The organism is Cryobacterium arcticum (assembly GCF_001679725.1).
Taxonomy (GTDB): Bacteria; Actinomycetota; Actinomycetes; order Actinomycetales; family Microbacteriaceae; genus Cryobacterium; species Cryobacterium arcticum_A.
This window is the reverse complement of sequence record NZ_CP016282.1, coordinates 1,668,013-1,683,059: the sequence shown is the minus strand read 5'-3', so window position 1 is coordinate 1,683,059 and position 15,047 is coordinate 1,668,013. Positions and strand designations below refer to the sequence as shown.

Annotated in this window: 12 protein-coding genes; 6 read left to right on the top strand and 6 right to left on the bottom strand. The window is 70.1% G+C overall.

The window, feature by feature from the left end; translation table 11 throughout:
• Positions 1 to 347: 347 nt before the first annotated feature.
• Both PA27867_RS07450 and PA27867_RS07445 read left to right on the top strand, forming a co-directional pair.
• Positions 348 to 1,253: an FAD binding domain-containing protein gene (locus PA27867_RS07450; protein ID WP_066594919.1), complete on the top strand. Its 906-nt coding sequence runs from the start codon at positions 348 to 350 to the stop codon at positions 1,251 to 1,253.
• Positions 1,250 to 4,081: a molybdopterin-dependent oxidoreductase gene (locus tag PA27867_RS07445; protein WP_066594913.1), complete on the top strand. Its 2,832-nt coding sequence runs from the start codon at positions 1,250 to 1,252 to the stop codon at positions 4,079 to 4,081. Before PA27867_RS07450 ends, PA27867_RS07445 begins: the two co-directional genes overlap by 4 nt.
• Before the next feature lie 37 nt (positions 4,082 to 4,118).
• On the opposite strand, the gene PA27867_RS07440 is transcribed toward PA27867_RS07445, so the two are convergent.
• The 6 genes from PA27867_RS07440 to PA27867_RS07415 all read right to left on the bottom strand — a co-directional run bounded on the left by PA27867_RS07440 (position 4,119) and on the right by PA27867_RS07415 (position 9,723).
• Positions 4,119 to 4,613 carry a DUF7144 family membrane protein gene (locus tag PA27867_RS07440; RefSeq protein ID WP_066594907.1) on the bottom strand — a complete coding sequence of 165 codons (495 nt, stop codon included), beginning with the start codon at positions 4,611 to 4,613 and terminating at the stop codon, positions 4,119 to 4,121.
• Positions 4,614 to 4,766: 153 nt separating this feature from the next.
• Complete coding sequence (locus PA27867_RS07435) at positions 4,767 to 5,969, bottom strand: XdhC family protein (protein ID WP_066594905.1); 1,203 nt, start codon at positions 5,967 to 5,969, stop codon at positions 4,767 to 4,769.
• Positions 5,970 to 5,971: 2 nt separating this feature from the next.
• Positions 5,972 to 6,835, bottom strand: a complete 864-nt coding sequence (locus PA27867_RS07430; RefSeq protein WP_236900870.1) for an ABC transporter permease — start codon at positions 6,833 to 6,835, stop codon at positions 5,972 to 5,974.
• On the bottom strand, positions 6,832 to 7,635 hold the full coding sequence (locus tag PA27867_RS07425) for an ABC transporter permease (RefSeq protein ID WP_066594904.1): 804 nt from the start codon (positions 7,633 to 7,635) through the stop codon (positions 6,832 to 6,834). Before PA27867_RS07425 ends, PA27867_RS07430 begins: the two co-directional genes overlap by 4 nt.
• On the bottom strand, positions 7,635 to 8,477 hold the full coding sequence (locus PA27867_RS07420; RefSeq protein ID WP_066594903.1) for an ABC transporter ATP-binding protein: 843 nt from the start codon (positions 8,475 to 8,477) through the stop codon (positions 7,635 to 7,637). The genes PA27867_RS07425 and PA27867_RS07420 overlap by 1 nt, the downstream gene beginning before the upstream one ends.
• 160 nt (positions 8,478 to 8,637) lie before the next feature.
• Positions 8,638 to 9,723: an ABC transporter substrate-binding protein gene (locus tag PA27867_RS07415; protein ID WP_066594901.1), complete on the bottom strand. Its 1,086-nt coding sequence runs from the start codon at positions 9,721 to 9,723 to the stop codon at positions 8,638 to 8,640.
• Between the two features lie 334 nt (positions 9,724 to 10,057).
• Between PA27867_RS07415 and add the strand changes: the two genes are divergently transcribed.
• The 4 genes from add (at position 10,058) to PA27867_RS07395 (ending at position 15,038) form a co-directional block, all read left to right on the top strand.
• The gene (gene add / locus PA27867_RS07410) at positions 10,058 to 11,089 is read left to right on the top strand and encodes an adenosine deaminase (RefSeq protein WP_066594900.1); all 1,032 of its coding nucleotides are present in this window, start codon (positions 10,058 to 10,060) and stop codon (positions 11,087 to 11,089) included.
• A 154-nt stretch (positions 11,090 to 11,243) separates the two neighbouring features.
• Positions 11,244 to 12,626 carry an allantoinase AllB gene (allB, locus tag PA27867_RS07405; RefSeq protein ID WP_066594899.1) on the top strand — a complete coding sequence of 461 codons (1,383 nt, stop codon included), beginning with the start codon at positions 11,244 to 11,246 and terminating at the stop codon, positions 12,624 to 12,626.
• Positions 12,627 to 12,700: 74 nt separating this feature from the next.
• A complete protein-coding gene (gene pucL / locus PA27867_RS07400; RefSeq protein WP_066594898.1) occupies positions 12,701 to 13,609 on the top strand; it encodes a factor-independent urate hydroxylase in 909 nt (302 codons plus the stop codon).
• A gap of 1 nt (position 13,610) precedes the next feature.
• A complete protein-coding gene (locus tag PA27867_RS07395; RefSeq protein ID WP_236900868.1) occupies positions 13,611 to 15,038 on the top strand; it encodes an amidohydrolase family protein in 1,428 nt (475 codons plus the stop codon).
• Positions 15,039 to 15,047 lie beyond the last annotated feature (9 nt).

Below are 15,047 nucleotides of genomic sequence, written 5' to 3'. Positions count from 1 at the left end.
CCGTCCCGGGCCGGTCGCACCTGTTGCCGAAGCGGACAAGTGGTGCCGGCGCACCGGGGGTGCACTTGTCCGGCCGGGGCACAGTTCGGTGCCGATCACGCCGCAAAACTGGGCATTCGCTGGGCGGCACTGGCGCGGTTAACATTTCCGACACAAAGCTGCGCTTGACTAGGGGTGTCGGCACCCGAAACGGGAGCCGTACGGTGCTGCCCCGAGGCGATACCGAACACCGGATGCCCGCATCCCGCACAAACAAGCTCGCACCGACACGCTCTCACCGACCGGCTCCCCAGGGGCCGCTCGCAGAGAGCGGCTCGCGCAGGGCATCTCGCACAGAGGAGGCACCGATGGACCTGACCACCGTTGCGACCATCACTCCGGCCCGCACCCGGTCGGACCTGGCCATGCTGGGTCCGTCCGTCGTCCCGCTGGCGGGCGGCTCCGAACTCTTCGCCGACCCGCGCATCCACCTCACCGGCCTCGTCGACCTGCAGACCATGGGCTGGCCGCCCCTCACCGTCACGCACGAGGGTCTGGAGATCGCCGCCACCTGCACGCTCGCCGACCTCTCCCGCATGCCCGCCGAGCCCGGCTGGACCGCCCACCCGGTCTTCCACCAGGCCTGCACGGCCCTGTTCGGGTCGTTCAAGGTCTGGAACGTCGCCACCGTCGGCGGCAACCTCTGCACCTCGCTACCGGCCGGCCCGATGATCTGCCTCACCGCCGCGCTCGACGCCCAGGTGCTGATCTGGCGCGCCGACGGCAGCGACGAGTGGATGCCCGCCCTCGACTTCGTCACCGGCAACACCACCAACGTGCTCGCCCCCGGCGACGTGCTGCGCTCGATCCACGTGCCGACTGCGGCGCTGGCCGCCCGCACCGCCTACCGCAAGATCGCGCTGTCACCGCTCGGCCGCTCCGGGGCCGTGCTCATCGGCCGGCTCGACGCCGACGGTGCCTTCGTGCTCACCGTGACGGGCGGCACCGTGCGCCCGGTGCAGCTGCGCTACCCGCAACCACCCGACCCGGCCGTGCTCGCCGCGGACATCGCCGGCATCGACGCCTGGTTCACCGATGCCCACGGCGCCGCCGACTGGCGCCGCGCCGTGAGCGGGCTGCTCGGTGAGGAGATCCGGCAGGAACTGGCCGGTCCGGCCGACCGGCCCGCCCCGGCCACCGACACCGGCATCCGCACGGACGTCCCATTCGAGACCGACACAGACACAAACACCCCGGACGGGAGCCACGCATGAAGCTCAGCGTGAACGGCGTCCCGCTCGACGCCCCGGCCGCGGCCGGCCAGGTGCTGCGTACCTATCTGCGCGAGCAGGAGCACTTCGAGGTCAAGAAGGGCTGTGACACGGGCGACTGCGGCGCCTGCTCGGTGCTCGTCGACGGCACCCCGGTGCACTCCTGCATCTACCCGGCCTACCGGGCCGAGGGCCGGGAGGTCACCACTGCCACGGGCATCGGCGGCCCCGACGACCTCGCGCCGATCCAGCAGCGCTTCATCGACGCCGCCGGCTTCCAGTGCGGCTTCTGCACGCCGGGCATGGTCGTGACGGCCTCGACCATCCAGGACCACCAGCTGCACGACCTGCCGCGCCTGCTCAAGGGCAACCTCTGCCGTTGCACGGGCTATCGGGCCATCGACGACGCCATCCGCGACCGGCACACCCCGGCCGACGGCACCTGCGACCACGACCACGCGGCGGATGCGGCCCACCCCACGTCCGCGCCGGTCACCGGCCTCGGCCCGGTGCGAACCACCAAGCCCCGCACCCCCCGCACCTCCGCCACCGACGGCCAGGTCGGCGGGTCGTTGCGCGCGCCCGCCGCGGCCCGGGTGGTGAGCGGTCAGGAGCCGTACACCCTCGACGTGGCCGTGCCCGGCCTGCTGCACCTCAGCGTGTTGCGCAGCCCCCACGCCCACGCCCGCATCAGCTCCATCGATGACAGCGCCGCCTTGGCCCTGCCCGGCGTGCACGCCGTGCTCAGCCACGCCGACGACCCCGGCACCCTCTACTCCTCCGCCCGGCACGAGAGCCGGCTCGACGACCCCGACGACAGCCTGGTCTTCGACACCGTCATGCGGCACCGCGGTCAGCGCGTCGCCGCCGTGGTCGCCGACTCGGTGGCGATCGCCGAACACGCCTGCCGACTGCTCGTGGTGGAGTACGAGGAACTGCCGGCGGTCTTCGACCCGGCCAAGGCCCTCGCCCCCGGCGCCCCGCTCGTGCACGGCGACAAGGATGCCGCGACCAGCCGGGTCGCCGACCCCGGCCGCAACCTCGTGGCCGAGCTGCACGGCGAGTACGGTGACGTCGCCGCGGGCCTCGCCGCCGCCGACACCGTGGTCACCGGCACCTGGCAGACCCAGCGCGTGGCCCACACCCAGCTGGAAACCCACGCCACGATCGGTTGGCTGGAGGAGAACCGGCTCGTGCTGCGCACCAGCTCCCAGGTGCCGTTCCTCGTGCAGAAGGAGATCAGCCGCATCTTCGACCTCGACCTCGAGGCCGTGCGGGTCTTCACCGCCCGCGTCGGCGGCGGGTTCGGCGGCAAGCAGGAGATCCTCACCGAGGACGTCGTGACCCTCGCCGTGCTGAAGACCAACCGTCCGGTGCAGTACGAGTTCACCCGCACCGACGAACTCGCAGCCTCTCCCGCCCGCCACCCCATGCGGGTCGGCGTGACCCTCGGCGCCACCAGCGACGGCCGGCTCACGGCCCTGGCCATCGAGGTGCTCTCCGACACCGGCTCCTACGGCAACCATGCTCCCGGCGTCATGTTCCACGGCACCAGCGAGTCGGTCGCGCTGTACAACGTGCCCAACAAACGGGTGGATGCCCAGGCCGTCTACACGAACAACCCGCCGTCGGGCGCCTTCCGCGGGTACGGCCTCGGCCAGGTGATCTACGGTATCGAGAGCGCCCTCGACGAGCTCGCCCGCGAGCTGGACATCAACCCGTTCGACCTGCGCCGGATCAACTCGGTGCGCCCCGGCGACCCACTTGTGGTGACTCACGAGGAGGGTGACGACATCGGCTTCGCCAGCTACGGGCTCGACCAGTGCCTCGATCTGGCCCAGGCCGCCCTGGCTCGCGGCAATGGTGTGGCGGCGCCCACCGGCGCCTCCTGGCGGGTGGGCGAGGGCATGGCCTCCGCCATGATCGCGACGACTCCCCCGCGTGGGCACTACTCCCAGGCGGCCATCACGCTCGGTGCCGACGCGCGCTACGTCGTGCGGGTGGGCACAGCCGAGTTCGGCAACGGCACCACCACCGTGCACACCCAGATCGCCTCGACCGTGCTGAACACAGCTCCGGACCGGATAGAGATCCGGCAGTCCGACACGGATGCCGCCGGCTACGACACCGGGGCGTTCGGCTCGGCCGGCGTCGTCGTGGCCGGCAAGGCCGTGCACGGGGCAGCGACCACCCTGGCCGCCCGGCTGCGCGGCCTGGCCGCTGAACGCACCGGCGCCCCCGCCGACGCGTTCGTGCTCGAGGCCGAGGGCCTCCGCGCTGCAGACCTGTTCGTGCCCCTGACCGACCTGGCCGGGCCCGACGGCCTCACGGCCGTCGGCCGGGAGGACGGCGCCCACCGCTCGCTGGCGTTCAATGTGCACGCCTTCAGGGTGGCCGTGAACACGGACACCGGCGAGGTGCGGATGCTGCAGTCGATCCAGACGGCGGATGCCGGCTTCGTGATGAACCCGGAGCAGTGCCGCGGCCAGATCGAAGGCGGGGTGGCCCAGGCCGTCGGCACCGCGCTCTTCGAGGAACTCATCCTCGACGGCGCCGGCACCGTGACCACCCGGGTGCTGCGCAACTACCACGTGCCGCAGCTGGCCGATCTGCCCGTCACCGAGGTGTACTTCGCCGACACCGCCGACGACCTCGGGCCGTACGGCGCCAAGTCGATGAGCGAATCGCCCTACAACCCGGTGGCGCCGGCCCTGGCCAACGCCGTGCGCGACGCCCTCGGGATTCGTTCGTACGAACTCCCGATGTCGCGCGACAGGGTGTGGCGTCTGGTGAACCGCGCTGCCCTCCAAGCCCCGGCCCTGCAGGGGTAGGCCTGCACGGAGAGACCTGGAGGGAGAGGCCGGTGGGTCACTCCACGTCGGAGGTCGCGCGGCTGGGGCCCGCCGATACCGCCTTCATTTCCTTGCCGTGCACCGAGACCGCCCAGATCACCAGAACGTCGATGGCGATCATGGTGATCGACCAGAGCGGGTAGGCGCCGAGGAAGGCGATGTTCACCATGGCGCTGGCGAAGGCGAGGATGATCGCGACGACGCGCGCCCACATCTGCCCGGCCAACAAGGCCACGCCGGCGAGGATCACGACCGCTCCGAGGATGGTGTGCACCCACCCCCAGGTCGTGTAGTCGACCTGCACCACCAGCCCCTCGCTGCCGACGAGGTAGTAGGTGTCCTGGAACAGGGCCACGAGGCCCTGGATGACGTGGAACGCGCCCATCATCAGCATCATGACGCCGGCGAAGACGATCCAGCCGGTCCAACCCGACACCTCGGTGTCGGCGCTGTAGCTCTGGGCGGTGGCGGCCCCGGTGGTGGTACCGGTTGCCTGTCGTGTGTTGGTCATTTCGCTTCCTCCATTCAATGGACTCGACGATCACGCTAGTGCGCAGTCGAACCCGTTTCGTCCCCCGAATGGGGTGAGGGCTGGAACGAAACCGCTGGTCAGAGCGGTGGCGATGAGCGAGTCCAACAAATCGAGGCGTGTGGCCGCCAGAGGTCAGGAGGCCGAGTGGATCGGTCCACGCCGGTCGCGCAGGGGCAGCCCTGTGGCGCCCGATCGGGCGGCGAGGATCTCGGCGAGGATCGACACCGCGGTCTCCTCGGGGCTGCTGGCGCCCAGGTCGAGCCCGATGGGCGAGTGCAGTCGGGCCAGGTCGGTCTCGGCGACACCGGCCTCGCGCAGGCGCAACATCCGGCGGTCGTGGCTGCGCCGTGAACCCATGGCGCCCACATAGGCCACGTCCAGGCCCAGCGCCGTCTCGAGCAACGGCAGGTCGAACTTCTCGTCGTGGGTGAGCACGCAGACCACGGTGCGCGCGTCGGTGTCGGTGCGGGCGAGGTAGTCGCTGGGCCATTCGACCACGACCTCGGCCGCGGCCGGGAATCGCTCGGGGGTGGCGAAAACGGCGCGGGCGTCACAGACCGTGACCCGGTAACCCAGCAGGCTCGCGGCCGCGGACAGTGCGGCGGCGAAGTCCACCGCGCCGAAGATCAGGCAGCGCGGCGGAGTCGCCGCGACCAGGTAGAGCACCCGGCTCAGCGCGCCGTCGCAGTCCACGGTGCCGACGTGGGTCTCGCCGCGTGTGATGCGGGCGTCGAGCTCGGCACGGATGCGGCGCTCGGCGTCCGGGTCCAGGCTCGGCTCTCGGTCGTCGGGGCCGTCCGCCTCCAGGGCCGCCCCGGCGGCGTCAGGGCCGTCCGCCCCCACTCCGGCGTCCTCCGGGCCGGCGGCGGCGTCGTCCGTGGTGGTTCCGGCCGGTTCGTTCGGCACCAGGATGCGGCCCGCTCCCGCTCCCGCCACGACCAGGGCGAGGCCGGCGGCCCGGCCGGCCGCGGCCAGGGCGAGCTGGGCGCGTGCGGCGTCGGCGAGGGCGTTCCGCAGGCCCGCCGGGGCGAACTCGGTGAGGAACACCTCGACGGTGCCGCCGCAGCTCAGCCCCACGGCGAACGCGTCGTCGTCGGTGACGCCGAATTCGGTCAGGCGGCCACGGCCGTCGGCGAGCACCTCCTGGGCGCTCTCGAAGATGGCTCCCTCGACGCAGCCGCCCGAGATGCTTCCGATCACGGCGCCGTCGTCGGTCACGGCCATGGCCGTGCCCAGGGTGCGCGGCGCGCTGCCGAGCACCCGGGTGACCGTCGCGACGGCCACCCGGTGCCCCTGGGCCAGGGCCTCGAGCAGCTCGCCGGCGATCTCGAGCACGGCTAGTTGCCTGCGCTCTGGTCCATGCCCATCCGCCGCAGCACCAGGTTCTCGGCGAACTGCGCCACGCCGTAGAGCACCATCGACACGATGGTGATGACCACCACAGACGACCAGACCTCGAAGTTCTTCACCTGGGAGACCGCCACGACGATACCGTAGCCGAGGCCCTGGCCGGTGGCGAGCCACTCGGCCAGCAGGGCGCCCGTGATGGCGCCGGGGATCGAGATCTTGATGGCCGCGAAGAACGACGGCAGCGAGCTGGGCAGCGCCACCTTGCGGAGCGCGGTGAACGGGGTGCCGCCGTACACGGCGATGACATCGCTCACCTGCGGTGACGCCGAACGCAGGCCGAAGGCGATGTTCACCAGGGCCGGGAAGAGTACGACGATCGCTCCGGTGACCACGGCGATCGACGGGCCGCGACCGGTGATGAGGATCAGCACCGGGACGAAAGCCACGAGCGGCACGCTGCGCAGCAGCAGCGCGATGGGCATGAGAGCGTGCTCGATGCCCTTCGACAGGGTGAACAACGTCGCCAGGACCAGCGCCACCAGGATGCCGGCGACAAAGCCGAGGAAGGCGTCGGTGAGGGTGACCCCGAGGTTCGTGAGGATCAGCACCCGGTTCTCGGCCGCCGCTGGGACGGTGAACAGCCAGTTGAAGACATCCGCCGGGCCCTTGGCGATGAACGGGGAGATGCCCAGCAGCAGGATCAGGCCCTGCCAGGCGGCCAGGACGATCACGAGGGTGAGCACGCCGGTGCCGAGGGCGCGGCCGAGGTAGGCGCCGAGGCCGCGGGCCTGCGCGCCGGTGCTCTTGGTCAGCACGGCCGGCTGGCCGGTGACGAGGGTCTGGGCGCTCACGAGCTGCTCCGTCCGGTGGTCCAGGGGGTGGCGAAACGGGAGATCACGGCGAAGAGCAGGTAGCCGATGCCGGCCAGGAGGCCCGCGACCAGCGCCAGGCTCCAGACCCGCTCCACATTGGCGGCGTTGCCGGCCGCGAGCATGGCCAGGCCGAGTCCGCGTTCGGCGCCGCCGAGGTACTCGCCCAGGATCGCGCCGAGCAGGGCGGCCGGGGCCGCGATCTGCAGGGCGTTGAGCACGCTGGGGGTGCCGGCGATCAGCCTGACCTTGCGCAGCTGGGTGAACTTGGTGCCGCCGTACACGCTGACCAGGTCGAGGCTGGCCTGGTCGGCCGCCTTGAGCCCCACGAGGGAGCCGACCACGGTGGTGAAGAACACCGACAGGGCGGCCAGGAAGACGGCGGTGCCGGACGGGTCTCCCCGCGGCGGCCCGATGACGATGTAGGCGATGGGCCCGATCGCCACGATGGGCACGCAGTAGGTGATCACGGCGATCTGCAGGGCGATCTTCTCGATGCGCGGCACGATCAGCACCAGGCCGGCCAGGATCAACGCCAACCCGTTTCCCCAGAGGAAGCCGAGGGCGGCCTCGCTGAGGGTCATCGTGATGTGCGGCCAGTAGAAGCCCAGGCCGTCGTTGACGAACTGCGTCACGACATCCGCCGGGGTGGGAATGGCCCCGCCGGGCACGGAGCCGGCGTTCTGGAAGATCGTGAGAGCGCTGACCCACCAGAGGGCCACGACGACGACGATGCCGATCAGGCCGGTGGCCCAACCGGGCAGGCCACGGGTGACCGGCATCAGTGTGCTCCGGAGGCCGCGGCGGTGTCGGCGCCGAAGAGCAGTTCGGAGGCCCGGTCGTGCAGGGCGTGGAATTCCGGCGTGCGCATCATCTCGGGCAGGCGCGGGCGGGGCAGGTCGATCTCGATGACCTCTTTGACACGGCCGGGCCGGGGGCTCATGACGGCCACCTGGTCGGAGAGGAAGATGGCCTCGGAGATGCCGTGCGTGACCATCAGGGTCGTTGCGGGCTTCTCGGTCCAGATGCGCAGAAGCTCCACGTTGAGGCGCTGGCGGGTCATGTCGTCGAGGGCGCCGAAGGGCTCGTCGAGGAGCAACACCGAGGGCTTGAGCACCAGGGAGCGGGCGATCGAGACACGCTGGCGCATCCCACCGGAGAGCTGGGCGGGCTTGGCCTTCTCGAAGCCCGTGAGGCCCACGAGCTGGATGAGTTCGGTGACGTAATCCTCGTCGACCGGCATCCGGGCGACCTCGAAGGGAAGCTTGATGTTGCTGCGCACGCTTCGCCAGGGCAGCAGCGCGGAGTCCTGGAACGCGATGCCCAGCTCGTGGCCGCTGCGGAGCTCGGCGGGGCTCTTGCCGTCGACGCGCGTCGTGCCGCTGGTGGGATTCTCCAGGCCGGCCAGGATGCGCAGGATGGTGGACTTGCCACAGCCGGAGGGGCCGAGCAGGGACAGGAAGCTGCCCTTGTCGGTGTGCAGGTTGGCGTTGTCGAGCGCGACAACCTCCTTGCGGCCGACCGAGAAGGTCTTGTGGAGCTCCGAGATGTGCAGCCCGGTTCCCGAGGTGGTGGCCGAAGTGGGGGCCGCCGGGCCGGTGTCGATCGTACTCACGTCGTACATTCCTTACTGGGCGTCGTCGGGGACCGGATACCCAGTATCGCCGACGGCACCCGCCTCCAGGAGACGGGTGCCGCAATGATGCCGAGTGGTGGTGCGACTAGCGAGTTGGTGCTGGTTGCGTGCAGCGGGTGAGGTGCTGCGGTACTGATTGGTGCGGAGACTACTTGCTGTACTTGACGAGGTCGGGGTTCTCCTTGTAGACCTCGGCGAGCAGGCTCAGGTCGAACAGCGACTTGGCGTCGATGTCGATGCCCGCGGCCTTCAGCGTGTTGAGGGATTCCTGCTGCAGGGCGTCGCTGATCGTGAAGAGTCCGTTGGCCGCGGTGTCGTCGCTGACGACGAGGTCGGTGGCCTGGATCTCAGCCTGGCGGGTTTCCTTCTCCATGGTCAGGCCGAGGTCCTTGCCGTACGTGTCGACCGTGAGGGTCGCCGCGGCGGTGGGGTCGTTGATCGCGTCGGACCAGCCCTTGATCTCGGCGACCAGGAGGGCCTTGAGCTTCTCGCGGTCGTTGGCGATCGCGTCGTCGGAGGCCGTGAAGGTCTCGGCGACGAACGGCAGGCCGTTGTCGGCCAGCGGCAGGTTGACCGGGTCGAGGCCGGCAAGCTCGGCGTCGATCGACTCGTTGGTGAGGTAGGCGAACCATCCGTCGACCTCGCCGTTGAACAGCGGGGTCGGGTCGTACTCCACCGGCACCACGGTGATGGTGGACGGGTCGATCTCGTTCACCTTGAGGAACGCGTCCCACAGGCTCTGGTTGCTGGCCTGCACGCCGATGGTCTTGCCCTTGAGGTCGGCCAGGCTGGCGATGTTTCCGACGCCCTTGAGCGAGAGGATGGTGAAGGGGTTCTTCTGGTACGTCGCGCCGATGATCTTCAGCGGGGCGCCCTCCTCGGCGATGACGGTGCCGGTGGAGATGGCGTTGCCGATGCCCAGGTCGACGTTGCCGGAGATGACGCCGGCCTCGGCCGATGCCGGGCCGGGAACCAGGTCGACGGAGTCGAAGCCCGCGTCGGTGAAGTACCCGGCGTCGTCGGCGACGAACTCGCCCATGAACTCGGTGTTCTTGATCCAGGAGAGCTGGATGCTCGCGTCGCCGAACGAGGCGTCCTCGCCGGAAGCCGAGTCGGAGCCGGCGTCGCTTGCGCAGGAGGTGAGCAGCAGGGTGAGAGCGGCGGCGACGGCCACGCCCTGGCCGAGGCGCTTGACAGTGCGGCGGGTGAACGGGGAAAGCGGGGCTTGCGTCATGACGCGGTTCCTCTCGATGGTGCTCGGGGGGTTGCCGTGGAACTCAACGGCGTGCTGGGGGCGGGATGCCCGGGGTACTGATGTCGTGCTGTGGGTGGGTGTTGCTGTACTGCTGTGAGGCTGCTGGTGTGATTGCGGTGTTTCAGCACGTCGCATCCGCTGCAACAAATGTTCGGATGCCTCGAACACTAATTGCTGTGTGTGACGCGCCGAAGACCGAAACATTTCCGGCTCATTACGGCTGAAATGCCGGGATGAAACGCCGGAATTCCCCTCGGGCCGGGCAATACCCTGGCGTGATAGCGTCACGGAGTCCACCCCGAAAGGAACCCCAATGTCTTCCGCTATCGTACCGACCTCTGCGTTCGTCTCCGGCCTGCCCAAGGCGGAGCTGCACCTGCACCTCGAGGGCACCCTCGAGCCTGAGCTCAAGCTCGCGCTGGCCCGGCGCAACGGAGTGGATATCGGCCAGAGCACGGTGGAGCAGGTGCGGGCCACCTACGAGTTCGACTCGCTCGCGAGCTTCCTGGGCGTGTACTACCCGGCGATGGACGTCCTGGTCACCGAAGAGGACTTCTACGACCTCGCCACGGCCTACTTCCGCCGCGCCGCCGCCGACGGGGTGCGCCGGGTGGAGGCATTCTTCGACCCGCAGGCGCACACCTCCCGCGGTGTGCCGATCGAGACCGTGATCGTGGGTTACCACCGGGCCGCGCAGGATGCTGCCGCGGTCGGGATCTCCGCCGAGCTCATCCTCTGCTTCCTGCGCGACTTCTCCGCCGAGAGCGCGCTGGAGACGCTGACGGCCGCGCTGCCCTACAAGGACCGGTTCATCGGGGTGGGCCTCGACTCCGACGAGCGGGACAACCCGCCGGCGAAGTTCGCCGCCGTCTTCGCCCTCGCCCGGGAGAACGGACTCAAGCTGACCATGCACTGCGACATCGACCAGGTCGGCAGCATCGAGAACATCCGCCAGGTACTCGAAGACATCCAGGTGGACCGCATCGATCACGGCACCAACATCGTGGAGAACCCTGAGCTGGTCACCCTGGTGCGCGAGCGGGGACTCGGCCTCACCTGCTGCCCGGTGTCGAACAGCTTCGTCACCGCCGACATGAAGGCCGTGGAGATGGTGGCCCTGATGAACTTCGGCGTACTAGTCACGGTGAACTCCGATGACCCCGCCTACTTCGGTGCCTACGCGGCCGACAACTACCTGGCGCTGGCCGAGAAGGCCGGCCTCGACGCCGACGAGCTGGTGCTCCTGGCCAAGAATTCCTTCCAGGCGTCTTGGTTGCCCGAGGACGAGAAGGCGGCCTATCTGGCGTCCATCGACGACTACGTCGCAGGGTACCCGACGGCATAGGGCCGCGCATCCCGTCGGTGTTTCATCGACGCCGCATGTCGTGTGTCCGACAGGTTTCAGAACCCCGGAACGAGGCCTGAACGAGTTCACTAGGGTGACAGAAGTGGCCCCACACGAGGCCCGGAGACGCTCTCGAACCGAGAAGGAGAACCCGATGTACGACCTGGTCATCCGCTCGGATCGAGTGCTCACCGCGCAGGGTGTCGGTGCGGGTTCGGTGCCGCGTTCTGTACCGGGTTTCGTGCCCGCGGCCGTGGCGATCACCGGCGGTGTCATCCGCGCCATCGAGCCCGTGGATGCCACGCTCGAGACCGTGCGGGACGTCACCCTCCCGGCCGGCCAGGTGTTGCAGCCGGGCGTCGTCGACACGCACGTGCACGTCAACGAACCCGGCCGCACCGACTGGGAGGGCTTCGCGAGCGCCACCCTCGCGGCGGCCGCCGGCGGCGTGACCACCATCATCGACATGCCGCTGAACAGCATCCCGCCCACCACGACGGTGGCGGCGCTCGAGCTCAAGCGCCAGGCCGCGGCGCCCCAGTCCAGCGTCAACGTGGGCTTCTGGGGCGGCGCGATCCCCGGCAACCTCGGCTCGCTCGAGCCGCTGCACGACGCGGGCGTCTTCGGTTTCAAGGCCTTCCTCTCCCCCTCCGGCGTCGACGAGTTCCCGCACCTCTCCCCCGCCGAGCTCCTGGCGGCCGGCAGCGAGATCGCCGGCTTCGGCGGCCTGCTCGTGGTGCACGCCGAGGACCCCGCCGTGCTCGACGGCAGCCAGAACGCCGGCGGCACCGGCTACCTCGACTTCGTCGCCAGCCGGCCGGATGCGGCCGAGGATGCCGCGATCGCCCGGGTGATCGACGTCGTGCGGCGCACCGGCGTGCGCGCCCACATCCTGCACCTCTCCTCGGCGCTGGTGCTGCCGCGGCTCGCGGCAGCACGCGCCGAGGGCCTGCCGATCAGCGTGGAAACCTGCCCGCACTACCTGAGCTTCGCCGCCGAGACCATCGCCGACGGTGCCACCGCGTTCAAGTGCTGCCCACCCATTCGCGGCGCCGGCAACCGGGACCTGCTCTGGCAGGGCCTGGAGGACGGCGTCATCGACTTCATCGCCTCCGACCATTCGCCGGCCACCCGGGAACTCAAGCTCGGCCACGGCGGTGACTTCGGCCTGGCCTGGGGCGGCATCTCCGGGTTGCAGCTGAGCCTGCCCGCCGTGTGGACGGCGGCCCGGGAACGCGGCCTCGGCCTCGACCGGGTGCTGCACTGGATGACCGCGGCCACCGCCCGCTTCATCGGGCTGCCCGCCGGTGCGATCGAGGTCGGCGCGGCCGCCGACCTCGTGGCCTTCGCCCCCGACGACACGTTCACCGTCAACGTCGACACCCTGCGGCACAAGAACCGGGTGAGCGCCTTCGACGGTGCGAGCCTGTTCGGCCGGGTGCACACCACCTGGCTGGCCGGCGACGTGATCTACGCGTTCGACGACTCCGGCGCATCCCCCCAGACCCCGGCAGGCGCGCTGGTGCGCGCCCGCTGAGAGACCCGCACGACCCGCATCACCGCATCACGCACGACGCACGCATCGCGCATCACGCATCAGAAGGAGCCCTCATGTCGATCGTTCTCGGACCCAACCGCTACGGCAAAGCGGAGAACCGCATCGTGCGCATCTACCGCGACACGCCCCGCCACGAGATCCACGACATCAGCGTCTCCACGGCCCTGCACGGCGACTTCGCCGACGCGCACCTGGCCGGCGACCAGCTGCAGGTGCTGCCCACCGACACCCAGAAGCAGACCGCGTACTCCTTCGCCAAGGAGAAGGGGCTGCTCTCGATCGAGAGCTACGGACTCGACCTCGCCACGCATTTCGTCGACCACATCAGCTCGGTGGCAGGCTCCCGGGTGGAGATCGAGGAATTCGCCTGGGAACGCGTGGTCGTGGACGGCACCGAGCACGACCACACCTGGGTGCGCCGCGGCCAGGAGGTGCGCACGGCGGCGATCTCCGTGGAGGGCACGGGCGACGACCAGCAGATCTGGGTGGTCGGCGGCCTCAAGGACCTGATCCTGCTCAAGTCCACCGGGTCGGAGTTCTCCGGCTTCATGCAGGACCCGTACACGCTGCTGCAGCCCACCAACGACCGGGTGATGGCCACGTCGCTCACGGCCGGCTGGCGCTTCACCGACCACACCGACGTCGACTGGGAGGCCACCTACGCGGGCATCGCCGCGATCCTCAAGACCCAGTTCGCCGTGGTGCACTCCCTGGCCCTGCAGCAGACGCTCTACAAGATGGGCCAGGCGGTGCTCGAGGCCTACCCGAACATCGCCGAGATCCGGTTGTCCGCACCCAACAAGCACCACTTCCTCTACGACCTCTCGCCGTTCGGCGTGGAGAACAACAACGAGGTCTACCACGCCGCCGACCGGCCGTACGGGCTCATCCAGGCCGCAGTTCTGCACGACGACGCCACGGATGCCGGCCCCGCCTGGGACTCCTACACCGGGCTGGTCTAGCGTGAGCGCACAACCCGCCGGCTCCCTGGGCCACGTCTACCTCGGCCACGTCTTCCACATCGCCGGTTCCCCCACCCTCGCCGAGGCGCCCGCCCACCTGGTCTCGCTGCCGCAGGGCGCCCTGGTCACCGCCGGTGACGGCACCATCGCCTGGGTCGGCCGGGCCGCCGACCTGCCCGCCGGCTTCGAGGGCCTCCCGGTCACCGACACCCGCGGCGGCTTCATCCTGCCGGGCTTCGTCGACACCCACATCCACTTTCCGCAGACCTACTCCACGGATGCCTACGGCGGCGGGCAGCTGCTGGAGTGGCTGGACAACTGCGTGTTCCCGGCCGAGACCCGGCTGCAGGACGACGACTTCGCGGCCGCGATCGCCCGCGACTTCACCCGCCGGCGCACGGCGGCCGGCACCACGAGCGCCCTGGTGTTCGGCTCGGCCTTCCCGCACGCTCAGGACGCGCTCTTCGCCGAGTCCGAACGGGCCGGGCTACGCCTGGTCAGCGGTCGTGGCATCCAGACCGTCGGGCCGGAGTCGGCCAGCGCCCTGATCACCTCGGAGGCCCATGCCCTCGACCTGGTGAGCGATGAGATCTCCCGCTGGCACGCGCGCGACACCGGGGACTCCCGCACGGCGCTGTTGCAGGTGGCCGTCGTGCCCCGGTTCAGCCTCTCGGTCACGCCGCACACCCTCGCGGCACTCGGTGAGCTCTACGACGGGGTGCGCGGCGACGGGGTCTATTTCCACAGCCATCTCAACGAGAACAACCGCCCGGAGACCGGCGAGATCGACGTGGTCAAAGCCATCTACCAGGTGGAGAACTACCTGGACACCTACGACGGGAAGTTCCTGCCCGGCTCCGCGGTGGGCGGGTCGAGCCTGCTCGGGCGCCGCAGCATCCTGGCGCACGCCGTGCACTGCGAGGACGACGAGCTCTCCCGCCTGGCCGAGACCGGCTCGTCGATCGCGCACTGCCCCACCTCGCAGCAGTTCCTCGGCTCGGGCACCATGCCGTGGACCCGCACCACGGGCTTCGGTGTGAACGTGGCGCTGGGCTCGGACATCGGTGCCGGCGACGAGTGGCTCATGAGCCGGGTGCTCAACGACTGCTTCAAGGTGCACCTGTCCGAGCCGGGTGACGCCGGGCTGTCGATCAGCCCCGCCGAGCTGTTGTTCACCGCCACCCTGGCCGGCGCCCGGGCGCTCGACATGGAGGAGCGCTACGGCAACCTCGATGTGGGCAAGGATGCGGACTTCCTGCTCATCGAACCCGACAAGTGGGAGCCGCTCGCGGCGGTGCTGGCCAACGGCATCCGCGCCGACGACGAGGCCATGGCCACCGACCAGACCCTGTTCGCCCTGCTGATGGCCCTCCGCCAGCCGGCCATCACGGGCGTCTTCGTGCGCGGGCGCCGCGTCACCGCCCCCTGACCCGCCGCG

Bases quoted from the DNA above. Each gene is read 5' to 3' on its own strand.
- pucL (WP_066594898.1), top strand. From the start codon at position 12,701: ATGTCGATCGTTCTCGGACCCAACCGCTACGGCAAAGCGGAGAACCGC.
- PA27867_RS07445 (WP_066594913.1), top strand. From the start codon at position 1,250: ATGAAGCTCAGCGTGAACGGCGTCCCGCTCGACGCCCCGGCCGCGGCC.
- PA27867_RS07420 (WP_066594903.1), bottom strand. From the start codon at position 8,477: ATGTACGACGTGAGTACGATCGACACCGGCCCGGCGGCCCCCACTTCG.
- PA27867_RS07425 (WP_066594904.1), bottom strand. From the start codon at position 7,635: ATGCCGGTCACCCGTGGCCTGCCCGGTTGGGCCACCGGCCTGATCGGC.
- PA27867_RS07440 (WP_066594907.1), bottom strand. From the start codon at position 4,613: ATGACCAACACACGACAGGCAACCGGTACCACCACCGGGGCCGCCACC.
- PA27867_RS07450 (WP_066594919.1), top strand. From the start codon at position 348: ATGGACCTGACCACCGTTGCGACCATCACTCCGGCCCGCACCCGGTCG.
- PA27867_RS07415 (WP_066594901.1), bottom strand. From the start codon at position 9,723: ATGACGCAAGCCCCGCTTTCCCCGTTCACCCGCCGCACTGTCAAGCGC.
- add (WP_066594900.1), top strand. From the start codon at position 10,058: ATGTCTTCCGCTATCGTACCGACCTCTGCGTTCGTCTCCGGCCTGCCC.
- allB (WP_066594899.1), top strand. From the start codon at position 11,244: ATGTACGACCTGGTCATCCGCTCGGATCGAGTGCTCACCGCGCAGGGT.